Genomic DNA, 22958 nt, shown 5'->3' with positions numbered 1-22958 from the left:
ATCAGGGCATGGAAACTCCGCGCCGTACTCTCCCCGGGCTGCCTGACTGGGGCCGCTGTGGGGTGATGGGCATTGTCAACGTCACCCCGGACTCCTTCTCCGACGGAGGGCTCTGGCTCGATCCGGACAAGGCCGTCGCCCACGGCGTCGAGCTCGCCCGGCGCGGAGCCGATCTCGTGGACGTGGGTGGTGAGTCCACCCGTCCGGGGGCCAAGCGCGTGACCGAGGAGGAGGAGCTCCGGCGCGTGCTGCCGGTGGTTCGCGGCCTCGCCGCGGAGGGCGTGGTGGTGAGCGTCGACACCATGCGCGCCGCCGTCGCGGACGCGGCCGTCGCCGCCGGGGCGAAGGTGATCAACGACGTCAGCGGCGGGCGTGCGGACGCGACGATGGTCAAGGTCGCGGCCGAGACGGGTGTCCCCTTTGTGGTGATGCACTGGCGTGGCCAGTCGACCGAGATGGACGCCCTGGCCCGCTACGGGGACGTCGTCGGCGAGGTGGTCCGCGAGGTCGAGCAGCAGATGGAGGCCGTCGTCGCGGGCGGCGTGCGCCCGGAGCAGGTGATCGTCGACCCGGGGCTGGGCTTCGCCAAGACCCGCGAGGACGACTGGGCGCTGCTGGCCCGGGTCGACGCCTGGGCCCGGCTGGAGCGGCCGGTCCTGGTCGCCGCCTCGCGCAAGCGGTTCCTCGGGACGCTGCTGGCCGACGCGCAGACGGGCGAACTGCGCCCCGCGCGCGAGCGGGACGCCGCGACCGCCGCGGTCACCGCGCTGGCCGCGGCCGGCGGGGCGTGGGCGGTCCGGGTGCACGAGGTGACCGCCAGCGCGGACGCGGTGCGCGTCGAGGCGGCCCTGCGGGCCGCGAGGTGACCGAGGGAGTGCCCACGGGCACCGACGCGGACGTCGCCGCCGTCACCGAGGCCAACCTCGCCCTCTACACCGCCCTGGAGGAGGGCGACCTGGACGCCCTCACCGACGTCTGGGTCTCCGGCGCGGACGCGGACGACGTGCACGGCGCGGTCTGCGTCCACCCGGGCTGGCCGGTGCTGCGCGGGCGGGCCTCGGTGCTGCGCTCGTACGCGCTGATCATGGCCCACACCGACTACATCCAGTTCTTCCTGACCGACGTCGAGGTCGAGGTGCTCGGCGATGTGGCACTTGTCACCTGCACCGAGAACATCCTCTCCAGCGGCGACGTCGAGACCGAGGGGGAGCTGGGTCCCCTGGTCGGGGGACGGGCGGTCGCGACGAACCTGTTCCGACGTACGAGTGAGGGTTGGCGGCTCTGGTCGCACCACGGTTCCCCGGTGCTGACGAGCGGTGGGGACGACGACGGCGAGGGCGACGACGAGGGCTGAGGCCGGGGCTGAGACGGGGCCGACGCGGACTGAGCCGTACGGCCGCGTGCGGCTGTGTGCGTCAGGTGGGCATTCCGGTCGTATTCGTTGGCTACAGGGCGCGCCCCTGGGATTCACAAGGGGGCCGCGCGGGATTGTCAGTATTGCAAGGTAGCTTGGACCTGTAGGCAAAGAAGCCTGATCGCTCCCGCGTGTCGTCGGTGAGCCGGACCACAGGGAGTCGTCACATGCTCGACCGGATTGCGGTCAAGGGCCTGCGGGCCCGTGGCCACCACGGGGTCTTCCCGCGTGAACGGGAGCACGGCCAGACCTTCGTCGTCGACGTGGTGCTCGGCGTGGACACGCGCAAGGCCGCGTCCGGCGACGAGCTCGCCGCGACGGCGCACTACGGTGTCATTGCCGAAGAGGTCGTCGCCGTCGTCACCGGAGACCCGGTGGACCTCATCGAAACCCTCGCCCAGCGCATCGCCGACCAGTGCCTCACGCACGCCGCCGTCGAGGAGGTGGAGGTCACCGTGCACAAGCCGGACGCGCCGATCACCGTCCCCTTCGACGACGTCACCATCACCATCGTTCGGAGCCGCGGATGAGTCCCATGATTCCCATGACGCCCGACCCCACTGCCTCGCCGGTCCCGGCCGAGATCAAGGCCGCAGTCGACTCGGCCGACACCACCCTGCACAACCCCCGCCGCGCGGTCATCGCCCTCGGCAGCAACCTCGGCAACCGCCTGGAGACCCTCCAGGGCGCGGTCGACCTGCTGGAGGACACCCCCGGTGTCCGGGTCAAGGCCGTCTCGGCGGTCTTCGAGACCGACGGCGTCGGCGGCCCGGAGGGCCAGCCCTCCTACCTCAACGCCGTGCTGGTGCTGAAGACCACCCTGCCGCCGCTCTCCCTGCTGGAGCGCGCCAACGCCATCGAGGACGCCTTCGGCCGGGTCCGCGAGGTCCGCTGGGGCCCGCGCACGCTCGACGTCGACATCGTCGCCTACGAGGGCGTCGAGCAGGACGTCCCCGACCTGGTCCTGCCCCACCCGCGCGCCCACGAGCGCGGCTTCGTGCTCGCCCCGTGGTTCGACGCCGAGCCGGAGGCCGAGCTGCCGGGCCGCGGCCGCGTCGCCGAGCTGCTCGCCGTGGTCGGCGAGGAGGGCGTCCGCCGCCGAGAGGACATCGCACTGCACCTGCCGCGCTGAGCGCGGTAGCGGTCCGCGTTCCACCGACCCGCCGGCCCACCCTTCCGCCGACCCGGCAGCCGGGCAGCCCGTCGGCCCGCCGACCCGCGCTGACCTCGCGTCAGCGTGTCGTGCGGCAGGTACGGTAGAGCGCATCCTGGCTTGGAGGGACCGCTGTGAAGCCGCTTCGCCCACTCGTACTGACCGTGATCACCCTGGTCGCGGGGGTGCTGTCCTGGGCGGGCGCGCGCCTGTGGAACTCGGTCGGCACGCTTCCCGGCGTTCCGGCCGCTGCCCCGATCGTGCTGGCGGTGATCGCGGTCGTGCTTGCCGCGACTGCGATCTCGCTGCGCGGGCGGCTGCGTGCCCAGCGCGAGCGCGTACCGGGCGCCAAGGGCGTTGATCCGCTGTCGGCCGCCCGTGCGGTGGTGCTGGGCCAGGCGAGCGCCCTGGTCGCGGCGCTGGTGACCGGCGTCTACGGCGGCATGGGCGTCTTCCTGCTCACCCTGATGAGCAGCGTCCCGGCCCGCAAGGGTCAGGCGCTGACCGCCCTCTTCGCGGTGGTCGCGGGCGTCGCTGTGATGGCCGCCGGGCTCTGGCTCCAGCATGTCTGCAAGCTCCCCGAGGACGAGGACGAGCAGGACCCGCGCCAGCCCCGCTGACCGGCCGCCGGATCGGCCTGCATGATCGGGTCGCCGGATCAGGTCGCCGGATCGGGAAATGTGTCAGGGAAGTCAGCGAATATGTCAGCGAACGAGCCCCTGACGGCCGTGTCCACAGCCTGTCAAGGGTGTATTTGACCCCTCGCCTGACATAAGTCGGACGATCACGCTAGATTTTTGGCCATGTCTCGTGGTCGCCACCGCCAAGCCTCGTCGCTTCGCCGGACGCTCCCCTCGCTCGCCTCTACCGTTCTGGCGCTCGCCGCACTTGCTGCGGCGTTGCTGACGAACAGTCTGACCGTGCAGCGGGTGCTGGTGATCAGCGTCGCGGTCGGCGCGTGCGCCATAGCGGCGTTGCTACGCCAGCGAGACCGGGCGGCCGAGCTGGACGTCGTCGCCGAGCAGTCGGCCCGCACCCGGGACCAGGAGCGCTTCGAGGAGCGGATCGCGGAGCTGGAGTACCAGTCCGAGGTCGCCGAGGAGCAGGTCAAGCGGCTGGAGCGCCGGGTTCTCGCGCACCGCAGCCAGGTGGCCCAGGCCGAGGCGGCCAACGCCCACCTGCTGCGCGAGCGCGCCCGGATCGTCGCCGAGCAGGCGCTGCGCGAGGCCGAGACCAGGCAGAACCGTGAGGTGTCCCAGCGCGGCACCCGGCCGACGCCGACGCTCTACCTGCGGGCCGCCTCCGCCCTGCGCACCATGGAGCGGCGTGCCGAACAGGCCGAGGCCGGTGCGACGCTGGCGCTGCGTCAGGCGCAGCTGCCGAACGTCGCGCGGCCTGCCCAGTCCGCGCAGCCCGTCCCGGTGCCGGTCCAGGTCCCCGTTCCGCCGGCGCCGGTCGCGCCGAACCCGGGCATTCCGGCGCAGTCCACGCCCAAGGCGGGCACCCAGGACGCCGCGCGGGGCGCCGATTCGGTGAGCATTCGTCAAGAACTTCCGGGCGCACCGGCCGCACCAGCAGCACCGACCGACCGTCCTACGGAGGGTCAGCAGCCTGCGGCGGCCGAGCAGGAGCGGTCGAACGGGCCGTCCTCGCAGGTGCCGGCCCAGCCGTCCTCCCGGGTGGCCGCCCAGCCGGGTTCGGCGCTGGACGCGTTCGCGGCGCGGCAGGCGGCGACGGGGCGTCAGCCGTCCGGCTCCACCGCCGTCACCGGCACGGGCGGGGCCCAGCGCGGGCTGGTCGCCCCCTACATGTCCGGCCCCGGGCGGTCCGTCGCCTCGGGCGTGGAGCCCTCGGCCGCGATGGCCCCGGCGTGGGCGCGGGCTGCGCTGCCCCCGCTGCGTCCGGCGGCGGCCGTGCCGCCGACCGCGATGCCGCGTCAGGACCGGGCGACGGGCACGTTCAACTTCTTCTCCCGCCAGGAGACGGCGATCGGCGCCAAGCTCGGCGAGGAGCAGACGGAGTCCGCCGCCCCCGCGGCGAAGCCGGTCGACACGGCGGCTGCGCGGGCCGACAGCATGGACACCGCGGACGTCGTCGGCGACGAGGCGGTGGCCGCCCAGGCCGGGTACGTGGCCGCGCCCACCGCGCCGTCGGTCCTGCCGACCCATGACCGCGAGCGGATCGAGCACACCCTGGTCGACCTCACCGCCGAGGACGAGACCGAGCCGATCGACGTCCGGGCCGTCCGCGCAGTCTGACGTACCGACAGCCGAGCCCCGCTCCACCGACGGTGGAGCGGGGCTCGTGTCGTTCGTTCGGCCGGCCGCGTGCTACTTGTCGACGTCGCCGACGACGAAGAACATCGAGCCCAGGATCGCGACCATGTCCGGGACCAGCGTCCCGGGCAGGATCTCGCTCAGCACCTGGAGGTTGTTGAACGACGCCGAGCGCAGCTTCAGCCGCCACGGGGTCTTGTCGCCGCGCGAGACCAGGTAGTAGCCGTTGACCCCCAGGGGGTTCTCGGTCCACGCGTAGGTGGTGCCCTCAGGGGCCTTGAGGACCTTGGGCAGCCGCACGTTGATCGGACCGGGCGGCAGCTCGGCGATCCGGTCCAGGCAGGCGTCGGCCAGGTCCAGGCTGTTGTGGAGCTGCTCCAGCAGGCACTCGAACCGGGCCAGGCAGTCGCCGGTCTCCCGGGTCGGCACCCGGAGCACGTCCGCCAGCTCGCCGTAGGCCAGGTACGGCTCGTCCCGGCGCAGGTCGAAGTCGACGCCCGAGGCGCGGGCGATCGGCCCGCTCACCCCGTACGCGTGCACCAGGTCCTGACGCAGCACGCCGACGCCGGTGGTCCGGGCGCGGAAGATCTCGTTGCCCAGCACCAGCCGGTCGAAGATCTCCGTCTTGGCCCGGACGGCGGCGACCGCGCCGCGCACCCGCCCGTACCAGCCGGCGGGCAGGTCCTCCTTGAGGCCGCCGACGCGGTTGAACATGTAGTGCATCCGGCCGCCGGAAGCCTCCTCCAGCGCCGCCTGGAGCCGCTCGCGCTCGTCGAAGGCGTGGAAGATCGGCGTGATGCCGCCGAGCTCCAGCGGGTAGGAGCCGAGGAACATCAGGTGGTTGAGCACCCGGTTCAGCTCGGCCAGCAGCGTCCGGGTCCAGGTGGCCCGGACGGGCACCTCCATGCCCAGCATCCGCTCGACCGCGAGGACCACGCCCAGCTCGTTGCCGAAGGCGGACAGCCAGTCGTGCCGGTTGGCCAGCATGATGATCTGGCGGTAGTCGCGCGCCTCGAACAGCTTCTCCGCGCCGCGGTGCATGTAGCCGATGACCGGCTCCGCCTCGCTGATCCGCTCGCCGGAAAGGCGAAGCTTCAGCCGCAGCACGCCGTGGGTGGACGGGTGCTGCGGACCGATGTTGAGCACCATGTCGCTGGTGCCCAGCTCGGTCGCGGCGCCCGCGCCAATGCCGACCGTGGTCTCCTTCATGTGCACAGAGTCTGCCATCCCGCCGGGATCTCCATGTCCACAGCCTGTGCACCCCAGAGGAACGAGCCCAGCCCGCCGACCGCGATCAGCTCGGCCGCCTCCCCGGCCGCGGACAGCGCGCGCAGGTATCCGGCCGGGTTGCTGGAGGCCAGCGTCAGCGGCGGACGGGCCCCGGAGACGCCGAGCGAACGCAGTGCCTCGCGCTGCGTTGTCCACAGGCTGTGGGTGACGCGCGGGTTCGCGCGGACGGCGGCGTCCAGGCAGGCGTCGAGGGCGACGTGGGCGGTCAGGTCGCAGCTGCCGTCCGGGACGGGGGCGACCTGTCGGCCGTCCCGGTAGCCGGTGAGGGTGCCGAACGGCGGACGGGAGTCGCGGGTGTGCGCGTAGTCGGCGGTCACCGCGAGACCCCGGCCCAGCGCCGCGACCGCCGCGGACCACGCCCGGTCGCGGGGGAGGCCCAGCTCCGCCCGGCCGCCACGTGGGAGGGCCGGGTACTGGGCGGCCAGCCAGGCCGCGTCCTCGGGCGTGAGCGCAGGGCCCGGCTGCTCCTCGCCGGTCGCCGGGTCGACGAGCAGGTAGCGGGCGGTGCCGTCGTCGTCGACCTCGGCGACGTCCACCGGGACGTTGTCCAGCCACTCGTTGGCGAAGAGCAGGCCGTGGGGGAGCGGTTCGATCTCCGCACCCCACGCGATCGCGTCCGGCAGCCCGTCCGGGCGCGGGGCGCGCTCGACGGCGCGCAGCTCCAGCCGCGCGCCGAGCTCCGTGCCGTCGGTGAGCTGCGCGAGCGCGACCAGCAGCTCACCGCGTCCGGCGCCGACGTCGCAGACGACCAGGCGGTCCGGTCGGCCGAGGTCCTCGTCCACCCACTCGACCAGCCGCAGCACCGCTCGGGCGAAGAGCGGACTGGCGTGCACGGACGTGCGGAAGTGCGCAGCCGGTCCGGCCAGCCCATCCGGCTGCTCGGGCCGGTCGGGCAGGCCAGGCCGGTCGGTGTCCGGGCGGACGAAGAACCCGTTCGGCCCGTAGAGGGCCGCCTCCGTCGCCTGCCGCCAGGGCACCATGCCGGTCCCGCCCTCGTTCATGGCCGCGCCATCGCTCATGACCCCACCATCCCAGCGGGTGCCGAAGCCAACCAACTCCGACCTGCGGAGGATGCGCGAGTCCGCCCGACGGCGGACGGTTCGGGCGTTCCGGGCTGCCTAATCTGTAACCGTGCAACTCCTCTACAGCTGGTTCCGCCGCCACCCCACGGTGTCCGACACCGCCTGGGCCGCGTTGGTGTTCCTGCTGTCGCTGATGGGAGTCATCGGCGAGCGCAGCATCGGCCAGCTGCTGCTGGCCTTCGCGCTCTGCGGCCTGATGTGCGTCCGACGCATCTATCCGGACGCCGCCATGTGGGCGGCCGTGGCGCTCGCCTTCGGGCAGATGGCGTACGGCAACAACGTCTACCCCTCCGACATCGCGCTGCTGGTCCTCACCTACGGCGCCGCCGCGTTCGGCCGTCCCTGGACCTCGCGGGCCGCACTGCTGCTGGCGTTCCTGTCCGGCCCGTTCGCCATCCTTGCCTTCAACAGCGGACCCCCGCACGGGATCTTCCAGCTGATCGTGATCTCGCTGGTCGCGTCGACGCCGTTCGTGCTCAGCTGGGTGCTCGGACGCTTCACCAGCATCCGCCGCGCCTACTACGCGCAGCTTGAGGACCGCGCCGCCCGGCTGGAGCGCGAGCGCGACGCCCAGGCCAAGATCGCCGTCGCCGCCGAGCGCGCCCGGATCGCCCGTGAGCTGCACGACGTGGTGGCCCACAACGTCTCGGTGATGATCGTCCAGGCGGACGGCGCGTCCTACGTCATGGACTCCTCGCCCGAGCAGGCCAAGGAGGCGCTGGCCACCATCGCCGGCACCGGCCGCCAGGCGCTGGCGGAGATGCGCCGCCTGCTCGGCCTGCTGCGGGCCGAGGACAGCGTCGGCGAGTACGTGCCGCAGCCCGGCGTCGAGCAGCTCCCTGACCTGCTGGAGCAGGTCCGCAGCGCGGGCCTGCCGGTCGAGTTCCGGATCGAGGGCGAGCCGCGCCCGCTGCCGCGCGGGGTCGAGCTGACGGCCTACCGGATCGTCCAGGAGGCGCTCACCAACGCCCGCAAGCACGGCGGCCCGGAGGCCTCGGCCAAGGTGCAGCTGCGGTTCCATGACGGCGACCTGGCCATGGTCATCGAGGACGACGGCCGCGGCGCGAGCGCGGAGCTGGCCCGGGGCGGCGGCGAGGACGGCTTCGGCCACGGCCTGATCGGCATGCGCGAGCGCGTCGGCATGGTCGGCGGCAGCCTGGACGCCGGCCCGCGCAGCGGCGGCGGCTTCCGCATCGAGGCCGTGCTGCCGCTCGGCCCGGCCAAGATCTGACGCTGGACCTGACGCTGACGCGACGAGGCTGACGCGCACGAAGAAGGGGACTCTGGGGTGACCGTCCGGATCATGCTGGTCGACGACCAGGAGCTGTTGCGCACCGGCTTCCGCATGGTGCTGCAGTCGCAGCCCGACATCGAGATCGTCGCGGAGGCGGGCGACGGCGCCCAGGCCCTGGAGGTGCTGGCGCAGACCCCCGTCGACGTGGTCCTGATGGACGTCCGCATGCCGCGGCTCGACGGCGTCGAGGCGACCCGCCGCATCTGCGACGGCTCGGTCCCGCTGGCGTCCTCGCCGCGGGTGCTCATCCTCACCACCTTCGACCTGGACGAGTACGCGTTCTCGGCGCTGAAGGCCGGCGCCAGCGGCTTCCTGCTGAAGGACGTCCCGCCGACAGAACTGGTCGCCGCGATCCGCGCCGTCAGCAGCGGCGAGGCGGTGGTCGCCCCGACCACCACCCGCCGGATGATCGACCGCTTCACGGCAGTGCTGCCGTCCGCGTCGGCCCCCAAGCTCACCCCGGAGCTGGAACGCCTGACGGAACGTGAACGCGAGGTCCTGCTGCTGGTCGCCCAGGGGCTCTCCAACGGCGAGATCGCGGAACGCCTGGGCCTGTCGGAGGCGACGGTCAAGACGCACGTCGGAAGGATCCTGACGAAGCTGGATCTCCGCGACCGGGTGCAGGCGGTTGTGCTGGCGTACGAGACGGGACTCGTCCAGGCCGGGGGGTAGCTGCACTATCAGGGGCGCGAGGAACTGCGCGAGAAACCACTGATGAGCGGATTGCCCTGTTAGGTCGGGGCTCTACCTCGCAGAGTGGCTTGTCGCGCAGTTCCAGACTCACCCGAGCAGCGTCAGGAACTCCTTGAGCGCGTCCGCGACGTCCTCCGTGGTCCACTCCAGCGCCGGGCCCGCGACCGTGATCTCCGTCAGGGCGAAGCCCGGGATCGCCGAGTCCCGCCAGCCGCCGAAGAGGACCCTGCGGGACTCCTCTGCCTGACGGAGCGTCGCCTCGTTCAGCTGGTCCGCCGTGAACGGGAGCCAGAACTGGAACTGGTGCGTCTGCGGCACCTCGGGGTGCACCCGGCCGCCCGGCGCAGCCGCCAGCGCTGCGGCGACCGTCTTCGCGTGGTCCACGTACGCGTCCAGGCGCGGGAGTTCACGGTCCAGCCCGACCAGCGCCGCGAGCACCGCGGGCCACTGCTGGAAGAGCTGGCCGCCGTAGCGGTGCCGCCAGGCCTTCGACTGGGCGATGAACTCGGTGGGACCGGCCAGGGCCGCGCCGCTGATGCCGCCGAGGGTCTTGTAGAACGAGACGTAGACCGAGTCGGCCAGGCCCGCGATCTCCGGCAGGCTGCGGCCGAAGTGCGGTTCGGTCTCCCACAGTCGCGCGCCGTCGAAGTGGACCACCGCGTCCCGCTCGCGCGCCGCCTCGACCGACGCGGCCAGCTCGTCCCAGGACGGGAGCACGAAACCCGCGTCGCGCAGCGGGAGTTCCAGCATCAGGGTGCCGAACGGCTCGTCGCAGTCGGCGATCTCGGCCGCGGAGGGGAGCCGCGGCGCGGTCGTCGGCCAGACCGTGCGCATCCCCGTCAGCTGGGAGTACGCCTGGCGTTCGTGCACCTCGGGGTGGGCGAGCGGGTGCATCGCCACCAGCTGGTTGCCGGTCCGCTCCGCCCAGCAGCGCAGGGCGACCTGCTGGGCCATGGTGCCGGTCGGGAAGAAGGCCGCAGCCTCGGTGCCGAGCAGCTCGGCGACCCGGTCCTCCAACGCGGCGACGATGCCGTCGCCGTAGACGTCGGGGCGCCCGTCCAGATCGAACGCGGCGCGTCCGTCCTCGCCGGAGAGGTCGGCGAGGCGCTCGGCGAGGCTCTGCGGCCGGATCCCGGACAGCTGGCGCTCGCAGCCGCGCACCGCAGCGAAGCGGCGGTCGGCCGGGTCGATACCGGTGGCGGTGGTGCTCTCGTCTGTGTGTCCCATAGGGCCCAGTCTCACAGCTCACGGCCCATTCCGGCCGAATGTTCGACCCGGCCGTCGGGTGGTCAGGTTGTCGGCCGGGACGTCGGCGTCGCTCCGGCGTGTCCTGGAGGCATCGGCCATGTCCGGACAGACCCGGTGCTGCCTGTCGCGACCGGCCGGGGGAGTCAGTGGATGCGCACGCGACCGTTGGTGAAGTGGGCAAGAGCCGCGTCGATCTCCGGCAGTGGCCGACGCAGTGTTCGGACCGAGAGCCACAGGCCCCTCATGCCCAGAACCTTGCTTCGCAGAGCACGCTGGATGTCGGGGTGATCGAGTCCGACGACTCCCGGCGTGGCCGCGGTGACACCGTCCGCGAGATCCAGCACGATCACCGGCCCGCCGCGGGCCTGGTGATTGACCCGGAGCCCGGCAAGGGCGGGCCACGGAAGAAAGAGCGGTGCGGTGGAGAAGGTGCAGCTCAACCCAGTGGCGGAGATGCGCATCGCCACCGGTGGGATACCGTCGGCCGCCCAGGTTCGCCGCAGGCGTCGCGCCGCGGTGAACTGGCGTGAGCTGCTGGACGCCAGGATCAGGCCAGGCAGGAGGAAGAGCAGGAGCGCGCTGCTGTTGCGCCACCCGAGAGTGATGCCGGCAGCGAACGGAATGGCGCAGATGATGCCGCCACCGACCACCCCCGTCCATGCGGATATGTTGAGCGCGCGGATGGTCGCCCTCCGGGCGCGGGCCACCGACTCGGTGTCGACCTCGACGACGTACTCCGGCATGACTCCAGGTACCTGATGCATCAGCACATTCTGAAGCAGGGCGTTGGAGGCGCAAACCCCCGGACGCCTGCCGCCTCCCGACACGGCTACCGCCCCGAACACGGCTGCCGTCCTGGGGGGAGGATGGCGTACGATCCGCTGCGCCCGCCCGTCAACCCCGGAGGAACCGTGTCGCAAGCGCTCGCCAAGCTGGTGCTGTCCCCTTTGACGCGGATGGTCTACCGGCCCGTCGTGGTGGGCCGGGAGAACGTGCCGAAGCGCGGCCCGGTGATCATTGCGAGCAACCACCTGGCGGCGATCGACAGCGCGGTGATCCCGCTGCTGGCACCGCGTCCGGTGTCGTTCCTGGCCAAGGCGGAGTACTTCACCGGCTCGGGGCTCAGGGGGCGGCTGAACAAGATCTTCTTCACCGCGATGGACTCGATCCCGGTCGAACGCGGCACGCACCGCTCGGCTCAGGCGTCGCTCGACGCGGGCCTTGAGGTGTTGCAGGGCGGCGGGGCGTTCGGCATCTACCCGGAGGGCACGCGCTCGCGGGACGGTCGGCTGTACCGGGGCCGTACGGGCGTGGCGTGGCTGGCGCTCGCCTCGGGCGCGCCGGTGGTCCCGGTCGCGTTGACCGGCACGGAGCGGATCCAGCCGGTGGGCAAGCTGCTGCCGCGGATCCGGCGGGTCACCATCCAGTTCGGCGAGCCGCTGGACTTCTCCGCGCGGATCGGGGAGACGCCGGTGGGACCGGTCCGGCGCGAGATCACGGACCAGATCATGGACGCGATCCACGCGCTGAGCGCGCAGCCGCGCGCGGACGTCTACAACGAGCCGCCGAAGGCGTAGCCCGCACCTCACTCCATGACACAGGCCACAGCGACAGGCCCGCCTCCCGCCGTACACTGGCTCGGAACGTCTGGTACCCGCTGAGGACTGGAACGGAACTGCACCGCTGTGAGGCGTGAGCAATGAGCACAGACGACTTCGGGCTGCCCACCCTCGGGTCGCCGGACCCGGACGCGCCCGACAACAGGCCGGGGCGTCTCGCCGTCGGCGTGGTCGGGACGGGACGGGTCGGGCCCGCGCTCGGCGCGGCGCTGCAGTACGCCGGGCACAAGGTCGTCGCCGCCTCCGGCGTCTCCCTCGCGTCGCAGCGGCGTGCCGAGAAGCTGCTGCCGGGCGTACGGCTGGTGACGCCGCCGCAGGTGATGGCCGCCGCCGACCTCGTGCTGCTGACCGTGCCCGATGACGTGCTCGCCGATCTCGTCGCGGGCCTCGCCGCGACCGGCGCCGTGCGACCGGGCCAGCTGATCGTCCACACCTCCGGTGCCCAGGGCATCGCCGTGCTGGAGCCCGCCACCCGGGCCGGCGCGCTGCCGCTGGCCCTGCACCCCGCGATGACCTTCACCGGCACCAGCGTCGACGTCGCCCGCCTCGCGGGCTGCCCCTTCGGCGTCACCGCGCCCGAAGAGCTGCGCCCGGTGGCGGAAGCGCTGGTCGTGGAGATGGGCGGGGAGCCCGAGTGGGTGCCCGAGGAGGCGCGTCCGCTCTACCACACGGCGCTGGCACACGGCTCGAACCACCTGGTCACGCTGGTCTCCCAGGCAATGGAGCTGCTCTCCCTCGCGGGGGTCAACGAGCCCGGCCGGATGCTCGGGCCGCTGCTCGGCGCCGCGCTCGACAACACGCTGCGCGCCGGCGACGCCGCGCTGACCGGCCCCGTCGCCCGGGGCGACGCCGGGACGGTGCGCGCCCACGTCGCGCAGCTGCGCCGGACCACGCCCCAACTGCTGGACGCCTACCGGGCCATGGCCCGGGCCACCGCCGACCGCGCGCTCGCGAACGGGATGCTCAAGCCCGAGGCCGCCGAGGCTCTGCTGGACGCCCTCGCGGACGAGACACGGGAGTTCTGATGACCGTTCTGGTGCACACCAAGGCCGAGCTGGAGGCGGCGGCCGCCGCCTCCGGTCGTCCGCGCGCGGTGGTGATGACCATGGGCGCGCTGCACGAGGGCCACGCGACGCTGATCCGCACCGCACGGCAGCAGGCGGGCGCGGAGGGGACGGTCGTCGTCACCGTCTTCGTCAACCCGCTCCAGTTCGACCAGCGGGACGACCTGGACCGCTACCCGCGCACGCTGGAGGCGGACCTCGTCCTGGCCGCCGACTCCGGCGCGGACGTCGTCTTCGCGCCGAGCCTGGACGAGGTCTACCCGGGCGGGGAGCCGCAGGTGCGGCTGAGCGCCGGGCCGATGGGCACCGGCTACGAGGGCGCGTCCCGGCCCGGCCACTTCGACGGGATGCTGACGGTGGTCGCCAAGCTGCTCCACCTCACCAGCCCCGACCTGGCCTTCTTCGGCGAGAAGGACGGCCAGCAGCTGGCCCTGATCCGGCGCATGGTCGCCGACCTGAACTTCCCGGTGGAGATCGTGGGCGTGCCGACCGTCCGCGAGCCGGACGGGCTGGCGCTGTCCAGCCGTAACCGGTTCCTCTCCGCCGCGGAGCGGGAGCGCGCGCTGACGCTCTCCCGCGCCCTGTTCGCCGCCCGCGACGCGCGGGAGGCGGGAGGCGACCCGTCGGCGGTACGCAAGGCCGCCTCGACCGTCCTTGAAGAGGCGGGGAGCACCATCGCCCTCGACTACCTCGGACTGATCGACCCGGCCGACTTCACCGAGATCGACCGGGACGACTTCACCGGCGAGGCGGTCCTGGCCGTCGCCGCCAAGGTGGGGGCGACCCGGCTGATCGACAACGTCCGACTCCGGTTCTGACCGCCCGGTCCGCACCGGCATGTATCCCGACCGGCATGTACTTCCACAGGAGACGTGACCACCCCATGATCCGCACGATGCTCAAGTCCAAGATCCACCGGGCCACCGTCACCCAGGCCGACCTGCACTACGTCGGCTCGGTCACCGTGGACGAGGACCTGCTCGACGCCGCCGACATCCTGCCCGGCGAGCTGGTCCACATCGTCGACATCGACAACGGCTCGCGCCTGGAGACCTACACGATCGCCGGGGAGCGCGGCACCGGCGTGATCGGCATCAACGGTGCGGCGGCCCGTCTGGTCCACCCCGGTGACCTGGTGATCCTGATCGCCTACGGTCAGATGGAGGACGCTGAGGCCCGCTCCTACGAGCCGCGTATCGTCTTCGTCGACCGCGACAACCGGATCACCCACACCGGCGCGGACGCCGCCGCTGCCCCGGAGGGCAGTGGTCTGACGCGGGGCGACGCGATCGTGCCGAACCCCCTCGCAGCAGTACGGAGTCACTCATGACAGCGGCATCGGCAGGGTCATCGGCATCGGCGTCGGTCCGGAGACTGGCCGCACCGGCCCCCGGCTGGACGACGACCGCGGACGTGGTCGTCGTCGGGTCCGGCGTGGCCGGGCTGACCACCGCGCTGCGCGTGCGTGCGGGCGGCCTGCGGGTGCTGGTCGTCACCAAGGCGATGCTGGACGAGGGCTCGACCCGCTGGGCGCAGGGCGGCGTCGCCGCCGCGCTCGGCGAGGGCGACACCCCCGAGCAGCACCTGGCGGACACCCTGGTCGCGGGCGCGGGCCTGTGCGACGAGGACGCGGTGCGGATGCTGGTCACCGAGGGCCCCGGCGCGGTCCGCCGCCTGATCGAGACCGGAGCGTCCTTCGACACCGACGCCGAGGGCGAGATCCTGCTGACCCGCGAGGGCGGCCACCACCGCCGCCGGATCGCCCACGCTGGCGGTGACGCGACGGGCGCGGAGATATCGCGTGCGCTGGTCGAGGCCGTCCGCGACGACGAGGGCATCGAGCTGATCGAGCACGCCCTGGTGCTGGACCTGCTCACCGACGCCGAGGGCCGCACCGCCGGGCTGACCCTGCACGTGATGGGCGAGGGCCAGCGCGACGGCGTCGGCGCGGTCCACGCACGGGCCGTGGTGCTGGCCACCGGCGGCCTGGGCCAGATCTACTCCGCCACCACCAACCCGGCCGTCTCCACCGGCGACGGCGTCGCGCTCGCGCTGCGGGCCGGCGCGGAGGTCGCCGACCTGGAGTTCGTCCAGTTCCACCCGACCGTGCTCTGGCTCGGCCCGGACGCGGAGGGCCAGCAGCCGCTGATCTCCGAGGCGGTCCGTGGCGAGGGCGCCCACCTGGTGGACGCGGACGGCGTGCGGTTCATGGTCGGTCAGCACGAGTTGGCCGAGCTGGCACCGCGCGACGTCGTGGCCAAGGGCATCATCCGGCGGATGGCCGAGACCGGCGCGGAGCACATGTTCCTCGACGGCCGCCACTTCGGCGCGCAGATGTGGGAGGAGCGGTTCCCCACGATCCTCGCCTCCTGCCGGTCCCACGGCATCGACCCGGTCACCGACCTGATCCCGATCTCCCCGGCCGCGCACCACGCCTCCGGCGGGGTCCGCACCGACCTGCGCGGGCACACCTCCGTCTCCGGCCTCTACGCCTGCGGCGAGGCGGCCTGCACTGGCGTGCACGGCGCGAACCGGCTGGCGTCGAACTCGCTGCTGGAGGGCCTGGTCTTCGCGGAGCGGATCGCGGCGGACATCATCGAGCGCGACCGGCTGGGCAAGCTGGCCCCGCGTCACGAGGACACCACCCGCCCGGTCGAGGTCGTCCCGCTGCTGGCCGCGGAGTCGCGCGCGGAGATCCAGCACGTCATGACGCGCGGCGTCGGCGTCCTGCGGAGCGCGGCCAGCATGGCCGACGCGGTCGAGCGGCTCGCCGCGCTGGCGGAGTCGGAGCCGGAGACGGAGAAGCGCGAGCCGGTCCAGGTCGAGACCTGGGAGGCCACCAACCTCCACCTGGTCGCTTCGGCGCTGGCCGCGGCGGCGCTGCTCCGCGAGGAGACGCGCGGCTGCCACTGGCGCGAGGACGCGCCGGATCGCGACGACGAGCGGTGGCGCAGGCACCTGGTCACGACGCTGGTCGACGGAACGCTCCGAATCAGTGAGTGAGTCGTGGGTGCGGCACTTCTGGACGTGGGGACGTTGCCCTTCCTAGGGGCGCGGGGAACTGCGCGACAAGCCACTCCGTGTGGTGAGTCCCCGAACGGGCAGGGCCATCCGGACGTCGGTGGTCTCTCGCGCAGTTCCCCGCGCCCCTGGACAGTGCATGGCTTCTCGCCTGCAGAACCTCTGCGCCCCTGATAGTGCAACAACCCTCTGAGTACAAAGGATCTGACCAGTGCACACCCACGATGAGCTCCCCGTCGTCCAGGACGCCTGCGGCGACGACTGCGCCTGCGGCGAGTACGAGACAGGCCTCGACCCCGAGCTCGCGGCCCTGCTGGAAGCAGCGGGGCTGGACCCGGTCGAGGTCGAGGACATCGCGACCCTCGCGCTCGCCGAGGACCTCGCCGGGGGCGAGGACGTGACCTCGGTGGCCACCGTCGCGGCCGACGCAGTCGCGACCGCGGACTTCACCGCGCGTCAGGCCGGGGTCGTCTCCGGGCTGCGCGTCGCGGAGGCCGTGCTCTCGCTGGTCGCCGAGGAGGAGTTCACCGTCGAGCGGCACGTCGAGGACGGCGCGAGCGTCGAGGCCGGCACGGTGCTGCTCTCGGTGACCACCCGGACCCGTGACCTCCTCACGGCGGAGCGCTCCGCGCTCAACCTGCTCTGCCACATGTCCGGGATCGCGACCGCGACCCGCGCCTGGGCCGACGCCCTCGCGGGCACCGGCGCCGTCGTCCGGGACACCCGCAAGACCACCCCGGGCCTGCGCGCGCTGGAGAAGTACGCGGTCCGCTGCGGCGGCGGCGTCAACCACCGGATGGCGCTGTCGGACGCGGCGCTGGTCAAGGACAACCACGTGGTCGCCGCCGGTGGCGTCGCCGAGGCGTTCCAGGCCGTGCGCAAGGCGTACCCGGAGCTGCCGGTCGAGATCGAGGTGGACACGCTGGAGCAGATCCCGCCGGTGCTGGAGGCGGGCGCGGACCTGATCCTGCTGGACAACTTCACCGTGCCGCAGCTGCGCGAGGCCGTCGCGCTGGTCGCGGGCCGGGCGAAGCTGGAGTCCTCCGGCGGGCTCACCCTGGACACCGCGCGCGAGGTCGGCGAGACCGGCGTCGACTACCTGGCCGTGGGCGCCCTGACGCACTCGTCCCCGGTCCTCGACATCGGCCTGGACCTGCGCGGCTGACCACCGCGTCCTCTCTGTCCTGTCCCTGCCCACCCCACGACCAGGAACGGCGCGCCCATGCTGCTCACCATCGACGTCGGCAACACCCACACCGTGCTCGGTCTCTTCGACGGCGAGGAGATTGTCGAGCACTGGCGGGTCTCCACCGACCCGCGCCGCACCGCCGACGAGCTGGCGGTGCTGATGCAGGGGCTGATGGGCGCGCACCCGGTGCTGAAGACCGAGTCCGTGGACGGGCTGGCTATCTGCTGCACCGTGCCGTCGGTCCTGCACGAGCTGCGTGAGGTGACGCGGCGTTACTACGGCGACGTCCAGGCCGTCCTGGTCGAGCCGGGCGTCAAGACCGGCGTGCACGTGCTGACCGACAACCCCAAGGAGGTCGGCACCGACCGGATCGTCAACACGCTGGCGGCCAAGCACCTCTACGGCGGCCCGTGCATCGTCGTCGACTTCGGCACGGCGACCAGCTTCGACGCGATCAACGAGCGCGGCGACTTCGTGGGCGGGGCGATCGCGCCGGGCATCGAGATCTCCGTGGAGGCGCTGGGCGTCCGCGGCGCGATGCTGCGCAAGATCGAGGTGACCCGGCCGCGCGGCGTGATCGGCAAGAACACCGTCGAGGCGATGCAGTCCGGGGTGCTCTTCGGCTTCGCCGGACAGGTCGACGGGATCGTCAACCGGATGGCGGCGGAGCTGGCCGAGGACCCGGACGACGTCCAGGTCATCGCGACCGGCGGCCTGGCGCCGCTGGTGCTGGGCGAGGCGACCAGCATCGACGTGCACGAGCCCTGGCTGACGCTGGTCGGGCTGCGGCTGGTCTTCGAGCGCAACACCGCGACCTCGTAGGGCAATTCCGATTCGAAAACGGAAAGGGAGAAATCGGACGACCCGCCGAAACTGGCGTGGTTCATCCGATTTTCCCTTTTCGTTACGTACAGTCGTCCCATGCCTACGCCTCACGGGTCTCGCGGCGGCATGGCCTTCAGCGCAGACGAGCTGCGGGTCCTCCGTCGGGCCCTCGCCCACGTCCTCAATCCACCCGTCGCGTTGAATGCGACGAGCACGGTCAGCACGGTCAGCGTCAGCGCTGTCAACGCCGAGAACAGACCCGACGTCTTCGGTCTGGTCCCGCGAGCCGCACACGGCTCACACGTCCCGCACGGCGCGCGCGCCGCCTGGGTCGAGGACGTCCAGGACGTTCTGTGCCTCTCCGAGGCGATCGACGAAGCGGTGCACGAAGGCGGGAGGATGCGGGCGTTCGCGCTGGCGGAGCTGGTCCGCTACCGCGCCGCGCTGCCCGGCAGTGCCGGCGGCTATCTGGAGCGACTGGAGGAGGCCGTCGCCGACGGCTACCTGCCGGACTCCGACGACCTCTCCGCCCTGCGCGCCCTCGGCGCGATGCCCTGCGCGACTGCCGAACGCAACCGCCGCCAGGCCCTGCGCCGCCGCTGCGCCGAGCTGGCGGAAGCCAGTGTCCGCAAGCGACTTGACGGTCCGTCCGGAGTGCCGCGCCCGGCGCTTCCCGAGGGGGAGGGGCGCGAGCCCGCCGCTCAGCTGGTCGCGTTGAGCGCGCCGCGTGGTCAGCAGCAGGTGCCGGAGCGGCCCTCGCCGGGCCCGTTGGCGCCGATCGGGGGAGCGGCGCAGGCGGTGCCGGAGATTCCGCGCCCGCCGCGGATCGCCAGCGTGCTGAGCGGGGGGAAGGTGGCGGACTTCGCCCGAGCGAACCGCCCGGCCAGGCTGCGCGAGAAGACCCGCGCGGAGTCGTACCCCCTGCCCATCCGTCGTGGAGGAACGATCGCCATGAGCAGCAACACCGAGCGCCCGACCCCGGCGTCCACCCCCGCGTCCGAGTCCGACCCGCAGCGCCGGACCCCGGCCCGCCCCGCCGCCGACCGCCCGGTCCGGCCGATCCCCACCCCGGGCGACCTCTTCCCGCGCGGCGTCCGCCCGAACACCGGCCAGGACGAGGAACTCGCCACGGGAACCGGCTGACCGGCCGTCACCGGCCTCGGTCCGGCGATGCCCTGACCGAGCGCCCCGGCTGAGAGCGCCCTGACCGGCGGATAACGGTCGGGCCACAGCTCTGGCCTGCGAGAGCGGTGAAGTGGTTGGATCCAGCGCACCCTTCACACTTCGCTCACGTGGGAATCACAGATGCCTTTCATACGCACGCGTGCCGCAGCTCGTCTCGGAGCTGCGGCCGCTGCCGTTCTCATCGTGGGCGGCCTCACCGCCGTCCCGGCCGGCGCTGCCGGTGCGCAGTTCGTCGCGGTGGTCTCCACACCGCAGGTGACACTGCTTCCGCAGTCGTCCGGCGCGCAGGCGCTGCAGTACCACAGCGTCGGCGTCTCGGTGATGGCCGAGCAGGCTCCGCTCTCCGGTGTGCAGGTGGCCGTCGACGCGAGCCGGGTCGCCGGTGTGGCGGGCCTCTCGCTGCCGGGCAACTGCCGCTTCACCGACGCCGCCAGGCTCCACGCCGCGTGCTCGCTCGGCTCGGTCGACGGGGTCGGCCAGGTCGAGGTGGGCCTTCGTTCGCTGCCGGGAGCCAAGGTCGCCGCCAAGGGCTCGGTGCGGTTCACGGTCACCGCCGCCAACGCCACCGAGGACCCGAGCAGCCCGCCCACCACGACCACGGTCGTCGTCGGCGACGGCCCCGACCTCGCCGTGCTGCCGCTGCCGACCACCCTGAGCCTCACCCCGGGCGGCACCCTGACGGTGAATCCGCAGGTGGCCAATGTCGGTGACCGGGACGCCTCCGGCATCACCCTGCTGCTCGACTCGGTCGAGGGCGGTGCCTGGTCGGTGGGCGGCGGTTTCGGCAACTGCCGCTACGGCGCGGACGCGGGCCTGGGCGCCCCGACCGCGGTGGTCTGCCACTTCAACACGGTCGTCAAGCCCGGCGAGACCTACCAGCTCGCCACCCCGGCCCCGGTCTCGGCCGTGTCGCAGGCCCCGGACGGCGTGCTGATGTACGGGTGGGACGTGACCGGCGGTCAGATCGACTCCTCGATCACCGGTGGCACGCCCGGCCACGGCGCACCACTCGCCCTCGTGCCGGTCCCGGCCTCGGCCCGGCATGCGCTGCCGAACGTGGCCCCCGACATCAACTACGACAACAACGTCGCCGTCTCCCAACTGCATCTGGTCAGCGCGGACGACGTCGCCGCGGTCGCGCACGACGTGACCGGCACCGTCGGCCGGAAGGTCACCACGGTGTTCGGCGTCCGCAACGACGGGACGGTGCCGACCCGTCAGGTGCCCGGCGCTCCCGGTGGGACCACGGCGGCGCTGCTCGCGATGCTGCCGCAGGGCGTCAGCGTCGTCTCCGCACCCAAGGGCTGCCAGGCCGAGTCCCTGGACGGTCCGCCGCCCGTGGCCGCGCTCGCCCGCGTGCGCGCCCAGGCCGCCGGTGACGGCGTCCCCGGCGCGGTCTACGCCTGCCTGGTCACCCGGGCCCTGCAGCCCGGCGCGGAGGCGGACTTCGCCTTCACCCTGAAGCCGACCCGGACGCTGCACGCGGCGCAGGGCACCGTCGTGGCGGTCGGTCAGCCGGACGACAACACGCCGCTGGACAACATCGCGACCTTCCAGGTGACGGCCACCCCGGCGGCAGGGACCCCGTCGGCCTCCGCGTCCCCGGTCGCGCACCCGTCGGCCTCGGCGACCGCAGCCGCGACGGCTCCCGCTGCGCCGACCGGTCCGGGCGGCTCGCTGGCGCACACCGGCGGCGGCGACGACACCCTCCCGCTGGTCGGTGCGGGCCTCGCGGCCGTCGTCCTCGGCGGAGCGGCACTGGCGCTCACCCGCCGTCGTCGCGGCGGAACGGCGGGCGGCAGCCACAGCTGACGCTCCGACCCGCGCCCAGCACGGCAGGACGCGAGGACGGGAGGACGGGACAGAAGTCGGTAAGAACTGATGGCTCTTTGCCGTCGGCTGTCCCGTCCCGGCGTCGGAATTCAGTTTGTCGACGATGTGTCGATCCTTGGAGCATCCCGAGCATTTTCTGTGTTTCCCGAGGCTGAACAGCGGCTCCCCGCGCCGCGCTCCCACGCTTATCGAGTGGCGGGGCACGCCCGTGCGGTCGATACCCTGGTGGCGTGAGCGATGAGCAGACCCCCGCAGCCGCAGCAGGCACCGCCGTAGGCGCGTCCGACGAACTTCCCGAGCAGATGCGCGTCCGGCGCGAGAAGCTGGAGCGGCTGCGCGCCGCCGGCATCGACCCGTACCCGGTCGGGTTCCCGCGTACCAGCACGCTGGCGGACCTGCGGGCGGCCTACCCGGCCATGGAGCCGGACACCCAGACGGGCGACCGCGTCGGCATCACCGGCCGCGTGATCCTGAGCCGCACCGGCGGGAAGCTCTGCTTCGCCACGCTGCGCGACGGCACCGGAGACCTCCAGGTCATGCTCTCGCTCGACAAGCTCGGCGAGGAGCGCCTCGCACAGTGGAAGACGGACATCGACCTGGGCGACCACGTCGGCGTCGAGGGCGAGGTGATCACCTCCCGCCGCGGCGAGCTGTCGGTCATGGTCGACCGCTGGGAGCTCACCTCCAAGTGCCTGCGTCCGCTGCCGGAGAAGCACAAGGGTCTGGCAGACCCGGAGGCCCGCGTCCGCCAGCGCTACGTGGACCTGATCGTCAACCCCGAGGCCCGCGAGATGATGCAGCTGCGCGTCCGCGTGCTGCGCTCGCTGCGCGACACCTTCGAGCGCCGCGGCTTCCTCGAGGTCGAGACGCCGATGCTGCAGCCGATCCACGGCGGCGCCAACGCGCGTCCGTTCACCACGCACATCAACGCGTACGACATGACGCTGTACCTGCGCATCGCCACCGAGCTCTACCTCAAGCGGCTCATGGTCGGCGGCGTGGAGAAGGTCTTCGAGATCAACCGGAACTTCCGCAACGAGGGCGCCGACGCGACCCACAACCCGGAGTTCACCGCGATCGAGTCCTACGAGGCCTACGGCGACTACGACACCCAGGCCGAGCTGACCCGTGAGCTGATCCTCAACGCGGCCAAGGACGCCCTCGGCACCACCGTCATCAAGGGCCTGGACCAGCACGGCGAGGAGGTCGAGATCGACCTGGCCGAGCCGTGGGAGCAGGTCAGCGTCTACCCCGGCATCAGCGCCCACCTCGGTGTCGAGGTGACCCCGGAGACGTCCGTGGACGAGCTGCGCAAGCTCGCCGACGAGCACGGCGTGCCCTACGAGAAGAAGTGGGGCCACGGCCAGCTGATCCTGGAGTTCGTCGAGCGGCTGCTGGAGCACAACGCGGTCAAGCCGACCTTCATCCGGGACTACCCGACCGAGGTCTCGCCGCTGACCCGCAAGCACCGCTCCATCGACGGTGTCGCGGAGAAGTGGGACCTGGTGATCTTCGGCAAGGAGGTCGCCACCGCCTACTCCGAGCTGATCGACCCGGTCGACCAGCGCGAGCGCCTGACCGCCCAGTCGCTGCTGGCGGCCGGCGGCGACGTCGAGGCGATGCAGGTGGACGAGGACTTCCTGCGGGCCCTGGAGTACGGCATGCCGCCCACCGGCGGCATGGGCATGGGTGTGGACCGACTGGTGATGCTTCTTACCGGCAAGCCGATCCGGGAGACCCTCCTCTTCCCGCTCGTGAAGCCCGAGTAGAGT

At 72.6% G+C, this 22958-nt stretch carries 22 protein-coding genes; 18 read left to right on the top strand and 4 right to left on the bottom strand.

Annotated features, from left to right (window positions below; genetic code table 11):
• The first annotated feature begins 65 nt into the window (after nt 1-65).
• From folP to I2501_RS36580, 6 genes are all read left to right on the top strand, one after another.
• Nucleotides 66-866: a dihydropteroate synthase gene (folP, locus tag I2501_RS36605; protein ID WP_196198394.1), complete on the top strand. Its 801-nt coding sequence runs from the start codon at nt 66-68 to the stop codon at nt 864-866.
• 8 nt (nt 867-874) lie between these two features.
• Nucleotides 875-1354, top strand: coding sequence for a nuclear transport factor 2 family protein (locus I2501_RS36600; protein WP_328806857.1), 480 nt, complete (start codon nt 875-877; stop codon nt 1352-1354).
• 227 nt (nt 1355-1581) lie between these two features.
• Nucleotides 1582-1944: a dihydroneopterin aldolase gene (gene folB / locus I2501_RS36595; RefSeq protein ID WP_196198392.1), complete on the top strand. Its 363-nt coding sequence runs from the start codon at nt 1582-1584 to the stop codon at nt 1942-1944.
• 14 nt (nt 1945-1958) lie between these two features.
• A complete protein-coding gene (folK, locus tag I2501_RS36590; protein WP_196198391.1) occupies nt 1959-2546 on the top strand; it encodes a 2-amino-4-hydroxy-6-hydroxymethyldihydropteridine diphosphokinase in 588 nt (195 codons plus the stop codon).
• 155 nt (nt 2547-2701) lie between these two features.
• Nucleotides 2702-3187, top strand: a complete 486-nt coding sequence (locus I2501_RS36585) for a DUF3180 domain-containing protein (RefSeq protein ID WP_196198390.1) — start codon at nt 2702-2704, stop codon at nt 3185-3187.
• A 183-nt stretch (nt 3188-3370) separates the two neighbouring features.
• A complete protein-coding gene (locus I2501_RS36580) occupies nt 3371-4825 on the top strand; it encodes a hypothetical protein (RefSeq protein WP_196198389.1) in 1455 nt (484 codons plus the stop codon).
• A 72-nt stretch (nt 4826-4897) separates the two neighbouring features.
• Here I2501_RS36580 and I2501_RS36575 read toward each other — a convergent pair whose 3' ends face one another.
• Together I2501_RS36575 and I2501_RS36570 are read right to left on the bottom strand one after the other, a co-directional pair.
• Nucleotides 4898-6052 carry an NADH-quinone oxidoreductase subunit D gene (locus I2501_RS36575; RefSeq protein WP_196198412.1) on the bottom strand — a complete coding sequence of 385 codons (1155 nt, stop codon included), beginning with the start codon at nt 6050-6052 and terminating at the stop codon, nt 4898-4900.
• On the bottom strand, nt 6049-7152 hold the full coding sequence (locus I2501_RS36570) for an SAM-dependent methyltransferase (RefSeq protein ID WP_196198388.1): 1104 nt from the start codon (nt 7150-7152) through the stop codon (nt 6049-6051). Before I2501_RS36570 ends, I2501_RS36575 begins: the two co-directional genes overlap by 4 nt.
• 112 nt (nt 7153-7264) lie before the next feature.
• Here I2501_RS36570 and I2501_RS36565 point away from each other — a divergent pair, with 112 nt between their 5' ends.
• A complete protein-coding gene (locus I2501_RS36565; protein WP_196198387.1) occupies nt 7265-8446 on the top strand; it encodes a sensor histidine kinase in 1182 nt (393 codons plus the stop codon).
• Between the two features lie 57 nt (nt 8447-8503).
• Nucleotides 8504-9181, top strand: a complete 678-nt coding sequence (locus tag I2501_RS36560; protein ID WP_196198386.1) for a response regulator — start codon at nt 8504-8506, stop codon at nt 9179-9181.
• A 108-nt stretch (nt 9182-9289) separates the two neighbouring features.
• On the opposite strand, the gene I2501_RS36555 is transcribed toward I2501_RS36560, so the two are convergent.
• Both I2501_RS36555 and I2501_RS36550 read right to left on the bottom strand, forming a co-directional pair.
• Nucleotides 9290-10429: a threonine aldolase family protein gene (locus I2501_RS36555; RefSeq protein WP_196198385.1), complete on the bottom strand. Its 1140-nt coding sequence runs from the start codon at nt 10427-10429 to the stop codon at nt 9290-9292.
• A 164-nt stretch (nt 10430-10593) separates the two neighbouring features.
• Entirely contained in the window at nt 10594-11193 is a 600-nt protein-coding gene (locus I2501_RS36550) for a hypothetical protein (protein WP_196198384.1), read from the bottom strand.
• 168 nt (nt 11194-11361) lie between these two features.
• On the opposite strand from I2501_RS36550, the gene I2501_RS36545 reads away from it, so the two are divergent.
• From I2501_RS36545 to lysX, 10 genes are all read left to right on the top strand, one after another.
• Complete coding sequence (locus I2501_RS36545; RefSeq protein ID WP_328806856.1) at nt 11362-12027, top strand: lysophospholipid acyltransferase family protein; 666 nt, start codon at nt 11362-11364, stop codon at nt 12025-12027.
• Nucleotides 12028-12149: 122 nt separating this feature from the next.
• Nucleotides 12150-13094, top strand: coding sequence for a Rossmann-like and DUF2520 domain-containing protein (locus I2501_RS36540; protein WP_196198382.1), 945 nt, complete (start codon nt 12150-12152; stop codon nt 13092-13094).
• The gene (gene panC / locus I2501_RS36535) at nt 13094-13951 is read left to right on the top strand and encodes a pantoate--beta-alanine ligase (protein ID WP_196198381.1); all 858 of its coding nucleotides are present in this window, start codon (nt 13094-13096) and stop codon (nt 13949-13951) included. Before I2501_RS36540 ends, panC begins: the two co-directional genes overlap by 1 nt.
• Nucleotides 13952-14016: 65 nt before the next feature.
• Nucleotides 14017-14463 (top strand): aspartate 1-decarboxylase, encoded by a 447-nt coding sequence (gene panD, locus I2501_RS36530; protein ID WP_196198380.1) that lies wholly within the window; start codon nt 14017-14019, stop codon nt 14461-14463.
• Entirely contained in the window at nt 14460-16136 is a 1677-nt protein-coding gene (locus I2501_RS36525) for an L-aspartate oxidase (RefSeq protein WP_196198379.1), read from the top strand. The genes panD and I2501_RS36525 overlap by 4 nt, the downstream gene beginning before the upstream one ends.
• A 229-nt stretch (nt 16137-16365) precedes the next feature.
• Nucleotides 16366-17319, top strand: a complete 954-nt coding sequence (nadC, locus tag I2501_RS36520) for a carboxylating nicotinate-nucleotide diphosphorylase (RefSeq protein ID WP_196198378.1) — start codon at nt 16366-16368, stop codon at nt 17317-17319.
• Nucleotides 17320-17376: 57 nt separating this feature from the next.
• On the top strand, nt 17377-18165 hold the full coding sequence (locus tag I2501_RS36515; protein WP_196198377.1) for a type III pantothenate kinase: 789 nt from the start codon (nt 17377-17379) through the stop codon (nt 18163-18165).
• Between the two features lie 99 nt (nt 18166-18264).
• Entirely contained in the window at nt 18265-19311 is a 1047-nt protein-coding gene (locus I2501_RS36510; protein WP_236047903.1) for a hypothetical protein, read from the top strand.
• A gap of 225 nt (nt 19312-19536) precedes the next feature.
• Nucleotides 19537-21165 carry an LPXTG cell wall anchor domain-containing protein gene (locus tag I2501_RS36505; protein WP_196198376.1) on the top strand — a complete coding sequence of 543 codons (1629 nt, stop codon included), beginning with the start codon at nt 19537-19539 and terminating at the stop codon, nt 21163-21165.
• Nucleotides 21166-21416: 251 nt separating this feature from the next.
• Complete coding sequence (gene lysX / locus I2501_RS36500) at nt 21417-22955, top strand: bifunctional lysylphosphatidylglycerol synthetase/lysine--tRNA ligase LysX (protein ID WP_196198375.1); 1539 nt, start codon at nt 21417-21419, stop codon at nt 22953-22955.
• The last annotated feature ends 3 nt before the right edge of the window (nt 22956-22958 follow it).

This window comes from Streptacidiphilus fuscans, assembly GCF_015690355.1.
Lineage (GTDB): Bacteria > Actinomycetota > Actinomycetes > Streptomycetales > Streptomycetaceae > Streptacidiphilus > Streptacidiphilus fuscans.
Note: the sequence above shows the minus strand (reverse complement) of the source record. Positions and strands in the feature narration are given on the sequence as shown.

Coding starts and splice junctions, on each gene's coding strand:
- I2501_RS36570 (WP_196198388.1), bottom strand. CDS start 7,152: ATGAGCGATGGCGCGGCCATGAACGAGGGCGGGACCGGCATGGTGCCC.
- I2501_RS36580 (WP_196198389.1), top strand. CDS start 3,371: ATGTCTCGTGGTCGCCACCGCCAAGCCTCGTCGCTTCGCCGGACGCTC.
- panC (WP_196198381.1), top strand. CDS start 13,094: ATGACCGTTCTGGTGCACACCAAGGCCGAGCTGGAGGCGGCGGCCGCC.
- I2501_RS36575 (WP_196198412.1), bottom strand. CDS start 6,052: ATGAAGGAGACCACGGTCGGCATTGGCGCGGGCGCCGCGACCGAGCTG.
- folK (WP_196198391.1), top strand. CDS start 1,959: ATGACGCCCGACCCCACTGCCTCGCCGGTCCCGGCCGAGATCAAGGCC.
- I2501_RS36525 (WP_196198379.1), top strand. CDS start 14,460: ATGACAGCGGCATCGGCAGGGTCATCGGCATCGGCGTCGGTCCGGAGA.
- I2501_RS36540 (WP_196198382.1), top strand. CDS start 12,150: ATGAGCACAGACGACTTCGGGCTGCCCACCCTCGGGTCGCCGGACCCG.
- I2501_RS36515 (WP_196198377.1), top strand. CDS start 17,377: ATGCTGCTCACCATCGACGTCGGCAACACCCACACCGTGCTCGGTCTC.
- I2501_RS36550 (WP_196198384.1), bottom strand. CDS start 11,193: ATGCCGGAGTACGTCGTCGAGGTCGACACCGAGTCGGTGGCCCGCGCC.
- I2501_RS36555 (WP_196198385.1), bottom strand. CDS start 10,429: ATGGGACACACAGACGAGAGCACCACCGCCACCGGTATCGACCCGGCC.
- I2501_RS36510 (WP_236047903.1), top strand. CDS start 18,265: ATGCCTACGCCTCACGGGTCTCGCGGCGGCATGGCCTTCAGCGCAGAC.
- folB (WP_196198392.1), top strand. CDS start 1,582: ATGCTCGACCGGATTGCGGTCAAGGGCCTGCGGGCCCGTGGCCACCAC.
- panD (WP_196198380.1), top strand. CDS start 14,017: ATGATCCGCACGATGCTCAAGTCCAAGATCCACCGGGCCACCGTCACC.
- folP (WP_196198394.1), top strand. CDS start 66: ATGGGCATTGTCAACGTCACCCCGGACTCCTTCTCCGACGGAGGGCTC.